Here is a 17,740-nt window from a genome sequence, read left to right as displayed (position 1 = left end):
GCAGGGCGTGAACCCGCACGCGCTGGTTTGGAACCAAAGTTTGGTCATGTTACCACGCTTGAAAGGTGGGGAATGACCTCACGACCTCAATTGCGATGCCGGCCAGATATAGCGGCCTATCGCGCGCCGCCGGATTCAGCTCAGCTGAGGGGAAGGTCGACCGAACGCCCGGTCTGGGCGGAAATACGCGCCGCCTCGATCAATTCCATCGTTTCCAGGGCTTCCCTGGTCGAGACCGCCGGTTCGCCCTCGCCCCGGATGAATCGCGCCAGCGATTCGTAGATATCGGCCCAGCGGTGCTCACCAGTCTTCACCTCGGTCTTGTCCCCATTGGATCCGTACACGTAAATGGGCTCCCCCCATCCTTGGCAGGACAAGGTTGCCTCGCTGCCGATGAGGTGCCACTCCTTCTGGCCGTCGTGGGCGAAAACGCAGACCTCGGCCTTGCCCAGGACTCCGTTTTCAAATTCGACCAGCAGGGTGAAGAAGTCGTCGGACTCGGTCGTCCACTTCACTCCACGCAGATGGCAATAGACCGACTTCGGCTTTGCACCGGCAAAGTGCTGAAGCTGGTTGAGCAGATGCGGTCCCCAGTCGATCAGGTGTCCGGCCCAGGACTCGAGCCGCCAATCGGGACGGTATTCCTGGGCCGCCATGTCGGTGTGCGGCCGGTCGCGGTAATGGGCGCGCGAGATTGAAATCAGGTCCCCAATCGCACCGCCGTCGACCGCCTTCTTGATTGCCAGCGAATCGGCGTCAAATCGCCGGTTCTGATACACCGACGCATAGCGCTGACAGCGATTGGCCACCTCCGCGATTTCTCGCGCGTCGGCCAGATTGAGCCCAAGTGGCTTTTCGCAGATAACGTGCTTGCCGGCTTCAAGGGATGCGATTACGTGCTCTTTGTGGAAGCGATGGGGCGTTGCAACCACCACTATTTCGACCTCGGGGTTGGCCAGCAAGGAATCTATTTCCGCCCCCACCGGCCCGTGAATGTGCGGGGCCATGAGATCGCGGCGAGCCGGCGTGATGTCGACGCCGGCGACGGCGCGTACCAGCGACGAACCTGCAATGAAGGGAATATGCCAGAGATTTACGGTTTGGCCAAGTCCGATGAAGCCGACGCCGACCGGGTCCACGCGCGCACCCTCGCATTTGTTTGGTAATCGGGATTGGCCGGCCCGCATCGGCCACGGTCAGGCACTGGTGCCGATCCGACCTGCGCCTATTTTGCCCGCGAGCGGTAATCGTCGCGACCCCACCGCGGCAAATTGCCGTTCAGTGCGACTGGTCCGCCGGACGGGACGATAAACGGAGCCGCATCGCCGCCCGCGTACCTGGATTTAAGCTGCCCCACAGGGTCGGTCTGGGGTCGCCGGCCTCCGATCCCGCCGCTGCCTGCCACGGTTCTGCGGCGTGTTCGTTACTGCAGGGAGGGTCGCGGCTAATTGACAGGCAACGGCGTGGACCGCGCGGGCGCAGCGTTGCGCGAACTGACAATAATCGCGGGAGTCCGATAAGGCATGTGCCCCCCGACCACCCATGCAGCCTGCGTGGATTTGCACCGACTAGGATCTCATTCCAATGATTGACAGCCAACGGCTTTGCGGATCGATGCCGGCGATGATTACGCCGTTGAACGACGACTATTCAGTCGATACGGGCGCCATCGCGGCATTGATCGAATTCTTTATTGACAACGGCGCCCACGGCGTGGTCGTGCTGGGAAGTTCGGGGGAATTCCAGGGGATTGCTTACGGCCAGCGGCGCCGGGCGCTGGCAGCCGCGGTCGCCGCCGCCGCCGGCCGGATACCCGTAATCGGCGGTGCCGGACTGCCCAACCTCTGGGCGACCATCGAGCAGATCCAGGAGGCAGCCGATTGTGGCGTTGATGCAACGCTGGTGACTCCGCCCTACTATTTCCCGATCGGCCAGGACGAAATAGTCGACTGGTTCGCGCGCCTGGTCGAGGCTTCATCGCTCCCAATCCTTTATTACCACTTCCCGGTTATGACCAAGTTGGTCGCCGCCCCGCCCACTGTCAGGCGCCTGGCCGAATGCGGAGTCGTAGGACTAAAGGATTCAGGCGGTTCGACCGGCTGGTTGCATTCGGCCCTCGCCGCGACCGCGTCTAACCCAGGATTTAAGGTTTTTATCGGCGGTGACGGTCATCTCCTGGACGCATTGGTAAACGGCGGCGCGGGTTGTATCGGCCTCACCCAAAACGTCGTTCCGCACATTTCCGCGCAGCTCTACGACGCCTACCAGGCCGGCGACCTGGCCAGCGCCGAAAAATACCAGCGCCAGGCGGTCGAGTTCTCGAACCAACTCAATGCTCCGCCGCTCGGCCAGCCTTACGCCAAGGCGGTCCTCTGGAAGATGGGGCTCTGCTCACCGGTGGTGGCGCCACCTATGCAGCGTCTGTCGGCCGACGCCGCGGAAGCGGCATTCGCCCGGGTCGAGTCGCATTTGCGCGTGCCCGTCAGGGAGTGACATTCCGCTGAGCACAGTGCCGCCGTCGGCCGGGGAATTGCCTTCCGAGCCGGCGATTTCGGTCGCAGATGTGGGGCCACGGCTGCGGATCGGGAAATTCGGCGCGTTCGATGGACGGCGCGTCCTGACTGATCTGGCGGACGTACCCAACCCCGGCGGCCCGCTTAAGGGTGATTGGCGGCGGACCTGGTCGCAGGCGTCGCTGGGCGCGCCCGCGGTGTCGGCCGGCGACTATGCCGCGATCACCGGGTCCGAGATCGCTCCCCCGCTGGGGGCGGTACTGGTGACGGATCTGGCCGCCGCGGAGCGCCGGAGGCTTGTTTCGGCGATGCGCGGCCAGGGATTTCTGACCGGCGACAGCGTTGCGCAGCTGGCCACCGATTTCCTGCGACGCAATGATCCCAACGAGTTGGCTGAGCGGATCCGTAAGTCTCGGGCTGCACTCATTCTGATTGCTTTCGCGGGACCGCGGGGCGCCGCCGCCACCGAACTGGCGGCGCAAACCGTTCGGCACCTCTATTGCGAGGCTGAGCCGAAGCCGCGGCCTGCGGTAGTCCTTTTGGGGGACGCGGACACGACCGCTGGGGCGCGCCGGATTCTGGAACCCGAGATCACGGTCGCGACCATGGATCCGGATGCCGCCCACCCCGACAACCTAAATGCCCTACATCAGCATTTCGCTTCCGCATATCTGGCGGCGAACGCCCCCGTCATGAATCGCAATCTGCCACCAAAGCTGGTCGATCGCCCGCTCATTCCGATCACCGCAGCGCTGCGCAGGGCGACGTGGCGGCTCTCACACCTGATGGGGTTGCGCCTGGCGGTCGCGCATGTCGAGCCTCGCGGTGTCACGCTGGCGTTGGCCGATCAGGGTTCGGTCAGGATCGCCAACTTCGGACACGTGGCCGGCGAGAACCGGGGCGGCCATTTCGGTTTGCAGCTGCCGGTCGAAGAGGTCGCGCGTTGGCTGCCGGTCCGCCTGCCGGACGCCGACATCCGCGCCGGATTGCTCGACCGCGCCGGGCGTCCCTGGGGCGTGCCGTCCACTCACCGCGAACGGTTGATTCAAGATGCGGCGATAGTGGCCGCGCTGTCGCGCGCCCGAACTCAATTGCGCCTGGCCGAATTCGAATGCGACCTGGTGGTTGGCAGCGGCGCAATGCTGGGTGGCGACTGCGCCCCCTTGGAGGCGGCGGCGTGCTTGCTGAACGGCCTGCTGCCGGTGCGGTTCTGCCAGCTGGCCCAGGACCAGGCCAGCGCCCTTCCAATGCTCGGATGCCTCGACTTACTGGGCGAAACCGTCGATCCTTCCGACGCGCTGGCGCCGCTGGCGATGAGTGTTGCCGCAACCGGCAGCGCGCGGCCCAACGAGCCTGCCCTGCACGTGGCCGCGCAACGGAATGACGGATCCAGCGTCGAGGAGGTTGTCCCCTTCGGCGCGACCCTCCGCCTGGCGGCCCTGGCCGGCCAACCCGCCCGGATCGGCGCGATGCCGGCCGGTGGTCTGGACGTCGGCGGCGGTCCGGGACGGGCGGTGGGACTGTCGCCGTCTGTCGACCTCGGGGTCGGCGGATTGTTGGTAGACGCACGCGGCCGCCCGCCGGCCGAGGGCGCGGACCCTGACGAACGCTCCGAGCTGGTTTTGGCCTGGCTGCAGGGACTCGCGGTGTACGGGGCCGATTCGCCGGCCGTGCTCGGAGTTCCGGATTGAAACCCGCAGCGCTGTTTGGAACGCTATCGGTCGGCCACCGGTTGCCGGCCGGAGCCCGGTTGCTATGCAGTTCCGGCCAGGAGGTAATTCCCGGCGCGCCTATTGCCGAATTCCATGCGCCGCGGAAAGTCCGCGCGGTACCCCTCAAGCATCTGGAGGGTGCCGAAGTCGGAGACCCTATTCCGGCCGGGACGACCGTCGGGGGAGAAGGCGGGTGGCGCGGGCGGCGCCGGGAAATCGACTGGGATGCCCGAGTGGTTGCGTTGAATTCGGACGCCGGATACGCGTTCCTGAGCGGACCTGAAATCCAATCCGAAATAAAAGCGCGGATCGGGGGCGTGGTCGGGCCGATCGAACCCGACCGCCTCGTCGAGATCACCGGCGAAGGGCTGGCGATGTACTGTCCGATCGCGCGCGGACCGAGTGTTTTCGGAACCCTGGCATTGCGGGGCGGAGACTCCGGTGAGGCGGTTTCGGCTTACCCGGACGCGACCGTCCTGGCGGTGAACGGGGACTTCGATCCCGATGAACTGACCTCGCCGCGGTCCCAAAACCTGGCCGGATTGCTCCTGCCGGGAATGCCGGATTCTTGGCTAGCCGACGATTCGGACATCGCCGCCGCGGATGAATCTGCCGGCCCGGCGCCGATTACCTACGGGGTAGTTGAGGCGGTCACGTCGAGCGTGCTGCCGGAGCCGCTTTGGGCGGTCCTTGAGGCGTATTCAGGGTGCCCGGTAAGCCTGACCGTGGACGCGGATTCCGGGACCGGCGAATTTGTTGTATCCGGTTCAGCGGACAACGCCGTGATCGATTGCGAATTGGTGCGTGGATTCGGTCCGGATGGAATCATTACCGGCCGGAGAAGTGATGCCGCCGATATACCGGCCGTACGTATCGCCGGGGGAAGGCTGCTCGAGGGCGCCCGGTTGCTGGTTGGCAAGGAGGCGCACGCACTGGCGGCCGCAAACACGGAATGGGTCATATCGAAATCGGCCAGCAGCGCCGAGTCCGGTTAAGTGGATCCGGCTTCGCGCTGCATGAATTGCGGGGCTTCTATGCCCATAAGTTCGAGCGAACGGGCAAGGGTAATTCCCACCGCCCTGGTGAGGGCCAGGCGGGCGCGGCTGAGCCTCTGATCTTCTGATATCACCCGGTGGCGGTGGTAAAGCGAATTGAATTCGCTGGCCAGCGCCAGCGAGTAATGGGCCAATCGATGCGGTTCGAAATTGGTGGCGGCCATATCCACCACTTCGGGCAGCTCCAGCATCCGCTTGACAATGGCAATCTCTTCGGGCTCGGTAATCAGCGAAAGCAATGCAATGTCGGGAGCCAGGCCTTGCTCGCCGGCGCGCCTGAGGATGCTGGCGATCCGAGCGTGGGCGTAGCGGATCTTGTGGACCGGGTTCTCGTCACTCTGGCGCCGCGCCAGGTCCAGATCGAATTCCATCTGGCTGTTGGGATCGCGCGAGAGCATGAAGTAGCGCACCGCGTCGGCGCCGACGTCGTCAAGCAATTGCACCAACAGTTCGAAATCACCGGCCCGTTTGCTCTGGCGCACCGGTTCTCCGTCGACTACCACGTGCACGATCTGGCACAGCACGTAGGTGAGTCGTTCGGGATCGATCCCGAGCGCCCCCAACGCGGCCTTCATCCGCGCCGTGTGGCCGTGATGGTCGGCGCCCACTATATCTATCGCGGTGTCGAACTCGCGCAGTTGCAGCTTGTCGCAGTGGTAGGCGACGTCGGCCGCAAGATACGTCGGTTCGCCGGTGCGTTTGACGAGCACGTTGGCTTGCGACTGGTCTTCGCCGTGCGCGAACCAGACCGCGTCTTCGCGTTCCTGGACGAATCCGCGCTGCTTGAGTGCTTGGATCGCGGCGGTCACCGCGCCATCGGCGTGCAACCGGCTTTCCGAATACCAGCTGTCGAATTCGATGTCTAGCGGCGCCAGGTGGGCCTTGATCTCAGCCAGCGCGCGCGCCACCCCCCAGTCGGTGAACCGTTCAACCTGCTCTGGTTCGCTCAATTCGGCAATTTCTTCCGGCGGCCAGTCGATCTCGGCGGCCCAATCGGCCACATAAGCACCCCGGTAACCCGCCGACGGCGCCTGGGATTCGAATCCGTGCCGCAACCGGTACTGGTGACGCAGCGACAGTCCGAGCATTCGGACCTGATTTCCGGCGTCATTGATGTAATACTCGCGTTCAACGATTGCCCCGGCGGCCTGCAACAGGCGTGCCAGGACGTCGCCGATCACCGCCGATCGGCCGTGGCCCACCGTCAGCGGGCCGGTCGGGTTGACGCTCACGAATTCGACCTGGATGCGTCGACCGGAAAGGCTCGCGGTATTGCCGAAGCCCGCGTCGCTGGAGATGATCGCCTCGACTTGACCTGCGATCCAGGCCGGATCGAGGACGAAATTGACAAAGCCCGGTCCGGCGATGCTGACCGACCCGATCATGGGGTGGTCCGGCAGCGCGCCGATTATTTTTTCGGCAATCGACCGCGGAGGTTGATTGACCGCGCTGGCCAGGCGCAGTGCCAGGGTGGACGAGTAGTCGGCGTCGGGAATGCGCGCTTTTTCGACGGCCATCGAGCCGAGCTCGATCTCCGGGAGGGTGCCGGATTCGGCAAGGCGCTCGAGCGCCGTCGCCAGCAAGGCCTCGATTCGAGTCCGGTTCATTGGGTCTGGGCCGGTATTGGTTTTGCAACGGACCGTCGGCGGACCGGTGCCGGCCCGCGAATCCCCGGCGCGCCTGATCGACCTTGCCGGAGCGACAAATCTAGCAGATGCCCGTCCGCCCCGAACCGGGGTGGAATCGAATTCCGGCGGCGGCGGATTGAGTCTGCGCGCGCGGCGGGCACTTCAATTCCAGCCCGGGTTACTCGTATCGCAACGCGTCAATAGGGTTCAGACGCGCGGCCCGATTCGCCGGGTAGAGACCGAAAACAAGCCCGATTCCGGACGCCACGCCCAGCGCCAGCATTACCGAACCCGTTTCAACCAGCGTGGGCAGCGGGTCGCCGTCGGCGATCGGAATCTGTCCGACGCCGAATGCGATCAACCACCCGAATCCGACTCCAAGGGCGCCCCCCAGGATGCTCAGCACGACGCTTTCGATCAGGAACTGGAACATCAGGTCGCGGTAGCGGGCCCCGAGTGCTTTGCGGATGCCGATCTCGCGTGTGCGTTCGGTCACCGTGACCAGCATGATGTTCATGATCCCGATTCCGCCGACCAGCAGCGAAATACCGCCGATGCTGCCCAGAAAGACGCTGGCCACGACGGTGATCTGGGCAAATATCTCCAGGATCTGGCTCTGGCTCAGGAACTGGAAGTCGTCTTCCTCGACGCGGTGCCGGGCGCGCAGGATGCTGGCGACTTCGGCGCGCACCTGAGCCAGGGTCTCGTCGCTTTCGTCCGCGAGCGCCAGGGAGATCTGGTTGACCGAAATCTCCCCGGTCGGGGTGTACTCGGCGGCCAGGCGGTAATGCTTGGTTGTCAGCGGAACTACGATGTTGTTGTCGTCGATCAGGAAACCTTGTCCGACGCCTTTCGCGATCCCGATCACGGTGAAGGAGCCGTTGCCGATCCGTACGGCCTGGCCCAGCAGTTGCTCGGATGCGCCGGCGAGTTCAGTGTCGGGGGAATCGGCGTCCAGACCGGCTACGATCGCCTCGCAATCGCCGCGTATGCCGAGCATGCGTTCGGCGACGTTGGATCCCAGGATCGCGACCGCGGAACCCGATTCGTACTCGGCGCGGGTGAAGCCGCGGCCGAAATCGATCTCCATCCCGGAAACGGCGAAATGCTCGAAGTCGGTACCGTCGATTCCAACGAAATCGGCGCAATCTTGAATGCGTACCACCGTGCCGGTGGTGCTCTTCACGGTTATCGCGTCGAGGTTGGGGATTTCGGCCTCGCGCAGGGCCTGGGCGTCCTCCAGAGACAGGAAGCCACTGGTGCCGGGCCTAAACACCGAACCCGAGCCGCCGCCGCTTCCGCCCGGGAACACGACCATCAGATTGGCGCCGGCGCCGCGAATCTCGGAGACGATCAGTTGGTTGAACCCTGCAGCCAGCGAAAGCAGGGCGATCACCGAACCAACCCCGATCACGATTCCTAGCGTGGTCAACAGGGTGCGCAGCGGGTTGGTAGCCAGCGAACGCACCGCTTGGGCGAGCGCGGCGGTCAGCTGCATTTCTGCGGACCGATCAGCATTCCCCGGCGTCCGAACGCACGTCGCTGGCGATACGGCCGTCGTGCAGGGTAATCACCCTCCGGCAGCGCGCCGCGATTTCATGTTCATGAGTGACCAGGACAATCGTCATCCCCTGCTCGGAATTGAGCCGGGAAATGACGTCCATGATTTCCAGCGACATCGACGAATCGAGGTTTCCGGTCGGTTCGTCGGCCAGGATGATTTCCGGTTCGGTCACCAGGGCGCGGGCGATCGCCACCCGCTGTTGCTGTCCGCCGGAGAGCCGGTTGGGGGTATGGTGCATCCGGTCGCCCAGACCCACCCGAACCAGCGCCGCCTGGGCCAGGTCCGACCGCCGGCGCGCGCGCCGGTATATAAGCGGAAGCTTCACTTGCTCCAGCGCGTTTAGCCGCGGCAGAAGGTTGTAGGACTGGAATACGAAGCCGATCTTGGCGTTGCGGATCTTGGCCAGGGCGCCATCGCCGAGGTCGGCGACGTATTCGCCGTCGAGCCAGTAATCGCCGGCGGTGGGAACCTCGAGGCAACCCAGGATGTTCATCAGGGTCGATTTGCCGGATCCGGACTGACCCACGATGGCCACCATCTCGCCGGGCTGAATCTGGAAACTAACGCCCCGCAGGGCCGGGACCTTGGTGGCGCCGGTGTCGTAAGTCTTGGTCAGGTCGGCGATCCTGATGACGGGATCCGGCCGGACCGGGGCGGCCGTGGCGGCGCCGCCGGAGCTCTGGTCCCGCCTACTCTTCATCGTCCGGCGGGCCAAAGGAGAGATCGATTTCTTCGGCCCCGGTCAGGCTGGTGCGGACCAACTCGCCGGCCGAGAGCCCGGAGAGCACCTCGACCTCGATTTCGTTGCGCAGGCCGACTTCGATTTCGCGTTCGGCGGGCAGATCGGTTTGCGGGTCGACGACCTCTACGGTTACGCGACCGTCTTCCTCGGTCAAAGCCGCCAGCGGAATGACTATCACGTTGCTGCGCGACTCGATGATGATCTCCAGGGCCACCGTCATCCCCGGCAGCAGCGAACCCGGGTCGGAACCGAATTCGATCGTCAGGTCGTAGGTGATCAGGCCGGCGTCGCTGGAGGGCTCGGGGTTGATGCTGCTGACGGTGCCCTCGAATATTTCCTCCGATCCGAATATGTCGGGTTCGATCGTAACTGCCTGTCCCACCGCCACCTTGCCCACGTCGATTTCGGTGACTCGGGTTTCGATCTGCGGCCGTGCGCCGGATTGGATCGCGATGAATCCCGCCGCCGGTTGGACGCCGATTGTCGCGTCGGCCTTGGTGATCGCCCCGCCGTACGGCGCGTTCAGCCGCGTTTTGGCCAACTGCTCGCGGGCGTCGTCGACGCGCCGCCGGGCCGCGGCCAGTCCCAATTCGGACTTGCGCACCACGTTCTTGGACGGAGGTTCCTGCAGGCGCCGCAATTCGATTTGGCGGCGAACGATCGCGTTCTCGGCAGTGGTGATCTCGTGCTCGGCCGGGCCGTCCTGGTAATCCTGCAGCGCCAGCTGAGCCGACGACATGCCGAGCAGCGCCGCCTGGTAGTCGATCCGGGCAACGGCGATCTCCTCTGAATCGGACTCGGTCAACTCCAGCAGCTGCAGGCGTGCGTTTTCGTATTCCTGCTCGGCCGCGGCCAGGCTGACGGCGCGGCGCCGTTTTTCCGCTTCGCTTACCGGCGCTTCCAGCTCGGCCAACGCCTCCCGGGCCTCGATCACCACGAGTTCCTGCAGGTCAATGTCGGTTTGCGTTGTCCGCGACGAATCGCGATAGTCTTCGAGTTTTTCCTCGGCCTGCTTCAGCGTCAGTCGGGCCGTTTCCAGCTGCAGATCACTTGGTCCGTCAAGGAAATCTTCATACGACTCCCGCTCGCTTAGCCAACTGGCCTCGGCGCGCTGGAACCTGGCCGTAGCAGCCGCGATCTGCTCGGCGGTGGCGCCGCCCTCGAGATCGGTGAGCTTGGCCTGCGCCTGGCGCAGGCTGCGCTCGTTTGTCAGCAGCGAACTGCGCAGCATCACCTCTGTCTGGGGATCCTCGAAATCGCGCAGCCGGGCGAGCGCGGCCTCGGCTTCGGCGAGGGAGAGCTTGGCCAACAGCAGATCGTCGGGGTCGGGCGGATCCAGCAGGGTCGCGTGGTCCAGGCTCGCCGATTCCAGCGATTCCTCGGCCTCCAGCAACGCCTGCTCGAGATCGGCCGCGTCCAGCTCGGCCAGCAATTGTCCGGACTCGACCACGTCGCCCGGCGCAACCAGGACCCGGGCCAGCTTGCCGTTCACCTCGAACGCCAGTTCATCAGCCTTTGCGGCGGCGACGTTGCCGACCGCCGACACCACCCGGGCCAGATCGCCGCGCTCGACCGTCACGGCCCGGCCCAGCTGAACGTCGGATTCCGGATCCTCGGAACCGGGTCCGAATCCGAACGGACCGAAGAAAAGGGCCGCGGCCGCAACCGCCGCCAGAAGCGCCAGCGCGATTCCGGCTCGCAACAGGATGCGGCGCAATCGTCGGGGGCTAGATAGTTTCATGGTCGGTGGATCCTGGAATCAAAGCGTCCGGATCGCACGCCGTCCAGCCGGTCGATACGGAGCAAGTGGATGCGTGCGAGAGCGGTAGCAGCGCGCCAACACAGCTGTCCAGTTGGTGGGTGCGGACTAGGTCAGGACGATATGACCGGCAGGACCTGCAGAACCTCGTTGAGCGAGCCCGACCTGAACCCCTGCAAGTCAAGCGCAACGTAGCGGTACCCGGCCGCTTTGAGGCCGCTCACGATTCGCTCGCGGCGGCCATCCGTCAGTATCTTCTCGAGTTGGTCCTGGGGAATTTCCAGGCGGGCGATGTCGCCGTGATGGCGGACCCTGAACTCCGCGAAACCCTCGGCGCGCACAATCGCTTCGGCCGCTTCGATCTGGGCCAGTTTGGCGGCCGTAATGTGCTCGCCGTAGGCGACCCGCGAGGACAGGCAGGGGGCGGCCGGCTTGTTCCAGCTGGGAAGCTCCAGCGCCAATGAGAGCGCCCGCACCTCGGATTTGGACAGCCCGGCTTCGGCAAGGGGGGCCGCCGCGCCGGCCACTTTCGCCGCCGCCATGCCCGGGCGGTGGTCGCCAAGGTCGTCGGTCACCGGACCGTAGACGACGCTGGCGAACTGCGGATTGGCGCCGCGGAATTCGTCCAGGTTGATGAATAATTCCTGTTTGCAGAAATAGCACCTGTTGGAATCGTTGATCTGGTAGTCGGGGTTGTCCACTTCTTCGGTGTATACGAACTCGTGGCGAATTCCGATCAGTTCCGCAAACGACTCTGCATCGGCGCGGTCCTTGGCCGAAAAACTGGGCGAAATCGCGGTGACCGCGACCGCTTCCGAACCCAGGACGTCATAAGCCACCCGCGCCAGCAGGGTCGAATCCACGCCGCCCGAATAGGCGACTATCACCGAGCCCAGCGATTCGAGGTGCTGCTGCAGCCGCCCGTATTTGGCTGCCAATTCAGGGGCCATCGCCGGGGCGGTTTCCACACCGGCTACGGGGTCGCGGTTTAGCGCCAAGCGCAATCCCCCACTGCTCATTAAAGTCGGCATTCGCTACCGCCAACGGTTTCCAATGTTAAGGAAGTCCTCGGCCCTCACTATACGGTATGACCAAGTAGCTGTCACCAAACAATAGTCGGGGACGGGTTAAGCGCAGCTGTGTCGCCCGCGGCGGGCGCACCGCGCGTTTACTAGATCGCCACCAGCCTTGCGGGCCGCAGCCCCGACCGCTCGCGCTTTTGCTGGCAGCCGTGGCGTTATTCGATTTCCAGCCTGCCGGTTCGCGCGCCGCCATCACCCAGCAGATAGAAACCGGCGCTGGGATTCTGCGGGTCTTCCAGCGAGACGATCAGCATGCGCACCGTCCCGATCCGGGCTTCGGCGATGTCCGTCTTCGAGGGTATCGGCGCCGAAGCCGGGTGGGAATGGAAGTAGGCAACTTCTTCCAGTCCGGCGGCTTCGATCCGATCAAAGGCGGCCATCAGGCCACGCGGGTCCATCCGGTAGCGGCGCGGATCGGCGAGTACGTTAACGACCGGGACCGACAGCTCCGCGCGCTGGCCCCCGGCAAACAATTGGCCGCCGAGCACGCCGCAGGCCTCATTGGGCGCCTCCCGCCGGCAGTGGGCCACCAGATCACGCCAGGCCGCCACCCCCAGAACCAGCCGTTCGGCACCGTCCGCCGGACCAGTTGCCGCCGGCCCGGAACTCGGGGGAAATTTTTCAGGGTTCTGCACTCGATTGAAATCCCGCTCGAAATCTCGCTTGGGCCCCGGCCTTTCTAAGGTTGGAGAAGGCCTAAATGCACCCAAATTCTGATAACATCTTTATCGAAACAAGCCGCCGCTGTACATACAAGCGCTGGAAAGATTTAAGCCGGCGGGCGCGCGGGTGAAGCACCAACTTGCCTGGCGCCGGGCTTGTTTTGAACCCTTTTCGTCAAATAATGCCGCATGCTGCCGAGGGAGCGTAAATGGCAAAGCAAGTAGCGCTCGATGCCGAAGCCCGCAAGCTTCTTCTCCAGGGAATAGACACCGTTGCCAACGCGGTGCGCACGACTCTGGGACCCAAAGGCCGCAACGTGGCCCTGGGCAAGAAATTCGGGGCCCCCACGGTGACCCACGACGGCGTAACCGTGGCCAAGGAAATCGAGCTTGAGCACGCCTTTGAAAACATGGGCGCGCAGCTGATCAAAGAGGCCGCATCCAAGACCAACGACGTGGCCGGCGACGGCACCACGACGGCCACCGTCTTGGCCCAGACCATCCTCAAGGAAGGTTTGCGCAACGTAGCCGCCGGGTCGAACCCGATGATCATCAAGCGCGGAATCGGCCAGGGCGTAGCTGTCCTGGTTGGGAACCTGCAAGGTCAGGCCAAGCAGATCAAGGGCACCGAGGAGATCGCACAGATCGCCTCGATTTCGGCCGCCGACACCGAGATCGGCAACATGATCGCCAAGGTCATGGACAAGGTCGGCAAGGACGGCGTCATAACCGTCGAGGAGTCCAAGGGGCTCGAGCTTGAGGACGACTACGTCGAGGGGCTGCAATTCGACCGTGGGTACCTGTCGCCGTACTTCGTCACCGACCAGGACCGGATGGAAGCCCAGATCGAAGATCCGTACATCCTCATCACCGACGGCAAGGTGTCGGCCGTCTCCGACATACTGCCAACCCTGGAAAAGGTCACCCAGGCCGGCAAAAAGGACTTCATCGTAATCGCCGAGGACATCGAGGGCGAAGCGCTGGCCACCCTTGTAGTGAACAAGCTGCGCGGCATTCTCAACTGCCTCGCGGTAAAGGCGCCCGGTTACGGCGACCGTCGCAAGGAACTCCTGCAGGACATTGCGATCATCACCGGCGGCACCGTTATTGCGTCCGACATGGGTCGAACCCTCGACAGCGTGATCCTGGAGGATCTGGGCCGCTCGCGACGGGTGTTTGCAACCAAGGATGAGACGACCATCGTCGAGGGCGTAGGCACCGACGAATCGCGCCTGGGCCGCATCAAGCAGCTGGATGCCCAGATCCGCGAGGCGACATCGGACTACGACCGCGAAAAGCTCGAAGAGCGCAAGGCCAAGCTGGCCGGCGGCGTGGCTATCATCCGGGTCGGCGCGGCCACCGAAACCGAGCAGAAGGAAAAGCAGCATCGGGTCGAGGACGCGATTTCGGCCACCCAGGCCGCGATTGAAGAGGGCATCGTCGCCGGCGGCGGCGTTGCGCTGGTCAATTCGCTTGCCGCGCTCGACGAAGTAGCGGTCGAAGGCGACGAATCGGCCGGTATACGGGCCTTGCGCCGCGCCCTGGTCGCACCGCTCGAGTACATTGCCGAGAACGCCGGTCACGACGGTGGCGTGGTGGTGCAGGAAGTGCGCCGCCGACACGCCGAGTCCGACAACGCCTTTATCGGCTTTGACGTGATCTCGGAGGACTACGTCAACATGTTCGACGCCGGCATCATTGACCCGCTGAAGGTCACTCGTTCGGCGCTGGAGAATGCGGCCTCGATCGCCAGCATGATCCTGACCACCGAGGCGCTGATTGCCGACCTGCCGGAAGAGAATCCGGCCCCGGCGCCCGGCCCGGAAATGGGCTACTAGACCGCAACAGTCACCGGGCTTCCGGCAATCGTCGGTAGCCCGGCCGGCTAGCGCAACGCCTCGGCTGACGACCGGCCGGGGCGTTCGGTTTTTTGGGGCCGGCCCCTATACCCGCGTTATGGTTCCCAGGTCGGCGACCATTACCCAGCCGCCGCGATCGCCGGCGTTGTCGCGCATCTTTGCGATCGCCCGATCCACGTCGTCGGCCCGCAGGCCGGCCAGGAACGTGACGTTGCCGCGGCGCAGGAATCCGCCGGCGGTATTGATGCGGGTGACCCTGAAGCCGTCGGCCAGCAGCGCTTGCTGGACGCGATCGGCAACCGTGTGGGCCACGATTGCCAAAAGGGCCTTTTCGGGCCTTGCGCCGGGCGGTTGGATCTGATCTGACATGTATTCGGCCAAATGCCGCAAACGCAGTCTACGTCAACTGGACATATTCTGACCAAGCTGGCCACCTTCGGCGCGCCGACCCGGATAATCGTTCGTGGCAACGCTCGTGCCCGTCGGCACACGAATTCAGCAAAGAGGCCTAGAACATGGCCAGCGCTTCAACCGCAGTCGCGGCGAATCCGCCGCGTACCAGACTGATCCTCCACGCCCTGTCGTTCGTTCTGGGATTTAGCCTTCTCTTTTCACTGGCCGGGTTTTCATTCGGAGTCGTGGGCCGCCTGGTGGACGACTACCGTCCGATCATCAACGTCGTCGCCGGCGTGGCGTTAGCGGTCTTCGGACTGCACCTGACCGGCTTGTTCCGCGAGCTGGCATTCCGGCTGGCTGGCCCGGCCCGCGAGGGCAGATTCGATTGGGCGCGGCGCGCCATTGCGGCCGCCTCGGCGCGGCTGGCCGGGGCGCTCTACCGTCAGGGTCAAATCGAGTTCCGCACCGGCCGATCGGGGTACCGATCGTCGTTTGCGGTCGGCCTGGCCTTCGCGTTGGGCTGGACCCCTTGCGTCGGCTTCATTCTTGGCGGAATCCTGACCGCGGCATACAACTCCGAATCGGTCGCCACCGCTTACCTGCTGCTGCTGGCCTACTCGCTCGGCCTGGGCGTCCCTTTCCTGGTCCTGGCCGCATTCACCGAGCGTCTTCAGGGCCCCTTGACCGCGCTCAGCCGGCGCTCCAACGCGATCGCCATCGTTTCCGGCTTACTGCTGATGGCGTTCGGACTATTCATCGCCTTTGATTTGGTGGCGTTGCTGTCGCGTTACCTGGCCGACGTGCCGGTTTTTAACGACGAATTCCTGATGGCTGGCAACGAAGCGATCAATCTGGGCTGGATGGTGCCGGCATTCGTCGCCGGGATACTCTCTTTCATTTCCCCGTGCGTACTGCCGCTGGCCCCCGTCTACCTGGCCCATCTGGCCGGGCAGATTTCGGCCGATCAGGCGGTTACGGGAAACTAGCCGTAGACGGAATCAAGACCGCCGACTAGCTCAATCCCGGAAAGCCCCCGAGAGACTTCCAAGTTGTCCAACGACCCGGACCGGCGCCTGGCCGAGCACCGCCTCAAGATCGACGAGATCGATCGCCAGATCGTGGACCTGCTTGACGATCGCGCGGCGGTCGTGAGCAAGGTTGGTCACGAAAAGTCGGCCAGCGGAGACCCGGTCTTCGTACCCACCCGCGAAGCCGAGGTGATCAGACGTGCTATCGCGGTTTCCAACGGATCGCTCTCCGGCGAGGCGATCTCGGCGATCTTTACCCAGATCATCGCCGCCTGCCGGGCGCTGGAGAAAACCCTGGAGGTGGCTTATCTGGGCCCGCCAATGACGTTCAGCCATGGGGCGGCCCGCAAAGTGTTCGGTGAAAGTGCCGATTACGTGGCGGTCAACTCGATCGACGCGATCTTCGCCCAGGTGTCGCGCGGGGAAGCCGATTTCGGCGTCGTTCCGATTGAAAACACCGCCGCCGGGATGGTCGGCGACTCGATCGACGGCTTCATGCGGCACCCGGTCGACGTGATCGCCGAGACGTCGGAACGGATCGTCCACAACCTTCTCTCTAACTCCAGCCTGGAGGAGATCCAGGTGGTCTATTCGCACCCGCAGGCATTGGCCCAGTGTCAGGACTGGCTATCCCAAAACCTGCCCGCGGCGGAACGATCCGAGGTAGCCAGCACCGCCGCCGCGGCGGTGCGCGCCAGCCAGGAACCGCGATCGGCGGCGATCGGCCTGGAGGCGGCGGCCACGGCGAACGGCTTGAGCGTCGTACGGCGCAACATCCACGATTTCTCCGCCAACAGCACCCGGTTTTTCCTGCTCGGCAACCGTTCAAATCCATCGACCGGCAACGACCGCACGGCGATGATTTTTGCCGTCAAGGATCGTGTCGGCGCCCTGCACGAGGTTCTGGGCGCGTTGCGCAACCGGGACGTGAACCTGAGCAACATGCAGTCCCGACCCGCCCGCGGGCTACATGACGCGGTCCTGGGCGATTACGTCTTTTACGCTGAGTTCGCAGGCCACCGCAACGATTCCAACGTCGCCGCCGCCATCGCCGATGTGGGAGCACTGTGTTCGACCGTGAGGATCATCGGCTCCTGGCCGGCTGACCTGCCGGGCGCACAGGTGATTTGAGCGGCTTGAACCCGCGCCGGGACTGCTAGCGGCGCCCGCGTTCGAGAAACAGGCGCAGCGCGAACCAGATTGCAAAGCACGCCAGGCTCACGGCCGCCACTACCAGGTACAGGTCGGGATTCAGGTCAAAGAACGGCCAAATCAGCAGGCGGATTACGAAGAACGCGGCATAAATCGCGAAGGTGACGTTGATCGCCCAAAGCAGCCGGCGGCGAAACCCGGCGTGGATCACGAACCCGAGCGCAAACAGCAGCGAAACCAGGATCAGCAATCTCAACATGCCGCACCGTCCCGTTCAGCTGCGGGTGGCATGGACGGGGCCGGAAGGTCGGCCATCACCGCTTCCGCTTTGTCGTTGCAACCTGATCGATCCGAGCTGAGAGGGGCGCTGGCTGGCGGTGTAGCGCGTTTGGAATGGATTGCGCGCCAATATGACCCGTCCGTCCACGCGGTCCGCGCGAAATCCGGCATCCGGATCCGACAGCGGCGCTCGCCCGAATCACCAACCGGGAATTCCACCCCCCGAATTCGGCGTGGCGGTCCGTACCCTGCGCCGGTTTCGCCGGCCGGCCGGTCAGTCGATCCGAGCAATCGAACGCACGGGATCGA

Annotated in this window: 15 protein-coding genes; 6 read left to right on the top strand and 9 right to left on the bottom strand. The window is 64.4% G+C overall.

The genetic code is table 11. From position 1 onward, the window contains the following. Window positions 1-140 precede the first annotated feature (140 nt). Complete coding sequence (locus F4X41_03145) at window positions 141-1,187, bottom strand: Gfo/Idh/MocA family oxidoreductase (GenBank protein MYB16020.1); 1,047 nt, start codon at window positions 1,185-1,187, stop codon at window positions 141-143. Between the two features lie 397 nt (window positions 1,188-1,584). Between F4X41_03145 and F4X41_03140 the strand changes: the two genes are divergently transcribed. Genes F4X41_03140 through F4X41_03130 form a run of 3 tightly spaced genes read left to right on the top strand, consistent with a single transcriptional unit; the run spans window position 1,585 to window position 5,220 of the window. Beyond that, complete coding sequence (locus tag F4X41_03140; GenBank protein MYB16019.1) at window positions 1,585-2,493, top strand: dihydrodipicolinate synthase family protein; 909 nt, start codon at window positions 1,585-1,587, stop codon at window positions 2,491-2,493. 37 nt (window positions 2,494-2,530) lie between these two features. Continuing rightward, window positions 2,531-4,204 carry a hypothetical protein gene (locus tag F4X41_03135; protein ID MYB16018.1) on the top strand — a complete coding sequence of 558 codons (1,674 nt, stop codon included), beginning with the start codon at window positions 2,531-2,533 and terminating at the stop codon, window positions 4,202-4,204. Then, entirely contained in the window at window positions 4,201-5,220 is a 1,020-nt protein-coding gene (locus F4X41_03130; protein ID MYB16017.1) for a hypothetical protein, read from the top strand. The genes F4X41_03135 and F4X41_03130 overlap by 4 nt, the downstream gene beginning before the upstream one ends. Here F4X41_03130 and F4X41_03125 read toward each other — a convergent pair. The 6 genes from F4X41_03125 to F4X41_03100 form a co-directional block, all read right to left on the bottom strand. Next, window positions 5,217-6,887 (bottom strand): arginine--tRNA ligase, encoded by a 1,671-nt coding sequence (locus F4X41_03125; GenBank protein ID MYB16016.1) that lies wholly within the window; start codon window positions 6,885-6,887, stop codon window positions 5,217-5,219. The genes F4X41_03130 and F4X41_03125 overlap by 4 nt on opposite strands. Window positions 6,888-7,086: 199 nt before the next feature. Then, entirely contained in the window at window positions 7,087-8,406 is a 1,320-nt protein-coding gene (locus tag F4X41_03120; GenBank protein ID MYB16015.1) for an FtsX-like permease family protein, read from the bottom strand. Between the two features lie 13 nt (window positions 8,407-8,419). Beyond that, a complete protein-coding gene (locus F4X41_03115; protein ID MYB16014.1) occupies window positions 8,420-9,172 on the bottom strand; it encodes an ABC transporter ATP-binding protein in 753 nt (250 codons plus the stop codon). Further along, window positions 9,162-10,955 carry an efflux RND transporter periplasmic adaptor subunit gene (locus tag F4X41_03110; protein MYB16013.1) on the bottom strand — a complete coding sequence of 598 codons (1,794 nt, stop codon included), beginning with the start codon at window positions 10,953-10,955 and terminating at the stop codon, window positions 9,162-9,164. Before F4X41_03110 ends, F4X41_03115 begins: the two co-directional genes overlap by 11 nt. A 131-nt stretch (window positions 10,956-11,086) precedes the next feature. After that, the gene (gene larE, locus F4X41_03105) at window positions 11,087-11,923 is read right to left on the bottom strand and encodes an ATP-dependent sacrificial sulfur transferase LarE (protein ID MYB16012.1); all 837 of its coding nucleotides are present in this window, start codon (window positions 11,921-11,923) and stop codon (window positions 11,087-11,089) included. 287 nt (window positions 11,924-12,210) lie between these two features. After that, window positions 12,211-12,765 carry a M67 family metallopeptidase gene (locus F4X41_03100; protein MYB16011.1) on the bottom strand — a complete coding sequence of 185 codons (555 nt, stop codon included), beginning with the start codon at window positions 12,763-12,765 and terminating at the stop codon, window positions 12,211-12,213. Window positions 12,766-12,926: 161 nt separating this feature from the next. Here F4X41_03100 and groL point away from each other — a divergent pair, with 161 nt between their 5' ends. Then, a complete protein-coding gene (groL, locus tag F4X41_03095) occupies window positions 12,927-14,555 on the top strand; it encodes a chaperonin GroEL (GenBank protein ID MYB16010.1) in 1,629 nt (542 codons plus the stop codon). 105 nt (window positions 14,556-14,660) lie between these two features. Here groL and F4X41_03090 read toward each other — a convergent pair whose 3' ends face one another. Next, the gene (locus tag F4X41_03090) at window positions 14,661-14,945 is read right to left on the bottom strand and encodes a hypothetical protein (GenBank protein MYB16009.1); all 285 of its coding nucleotides are present in this window, start codon (window positions 14,943-14,945) and stop codon (window positions 14,661-14,663) included. A 146-nt stretch (window positions 14,946-15,091) separates the two neighbouring features. On the opposite strand from F4X41_03090, the gene F4X41_03085 reads away from it, so the two are divergent. Together F4X41_03085 and pheA are read left to right on the top strand one after the other, a co-directional pair. Then, the gene (locus F4X41_03085) at window positions 15,092-15,958 is read left to right on the top strand and encodes a hypothetical protein (protein ID MYB16008.1); all 867 of its coding nucleotides are present in this window, start codon (window positions 15,092-15,094) and stop codon (window positions 15,956-15,958) included. Between the two features lie 63 nt (window positions 15,959-16,021). Continuing rightward, window positions 16,022-17,131 carry a prephenate dehydratase gene (pheA, locus tag F4X41_03080; protein MYB16007.1) on the top strand — a complete coding sequence of 370 codons (1,110 nt, stop codon included), beginning with the start codon at window positions 16,022-16,024 and terminating at the stop codon, window positions 17,129-17,131. A 25-nt stretch (window positions 17,132-17,156) separates the two neighbouring features. Here the strand turns inward: pheA and F4X41_03075 are convergent, their stop codons facing one another. Further along, window positions 17,157-17,411: a hypothetical protein gene (locus F4X41_03075; GenBank protein MYB16006.1), complete on the bottom strand. Its 255-nt coding sequence runs from the start codon at window positions 17,409-17,411 to the stop codon at window positions 17,157-17,159. Between the last annotated feature and the right edge of the window lie 329 nt (window positions 17,412-17,740).

It is taken from the genome of Chloroflexota bacterium (assembly GCA_009840625.1).
In the GTDB taxonomy this organism is placed as follows: domain Bacteria; phylum Chloroflexota; class UBA11872; order UBA11872; family VXNJ01; genus VXNJ01.
The sequence above is the reverse complement of the archived record's forward strand: the minus strand, read 5'-3'. Positions and strand labels throughout refer to the sequence as shown.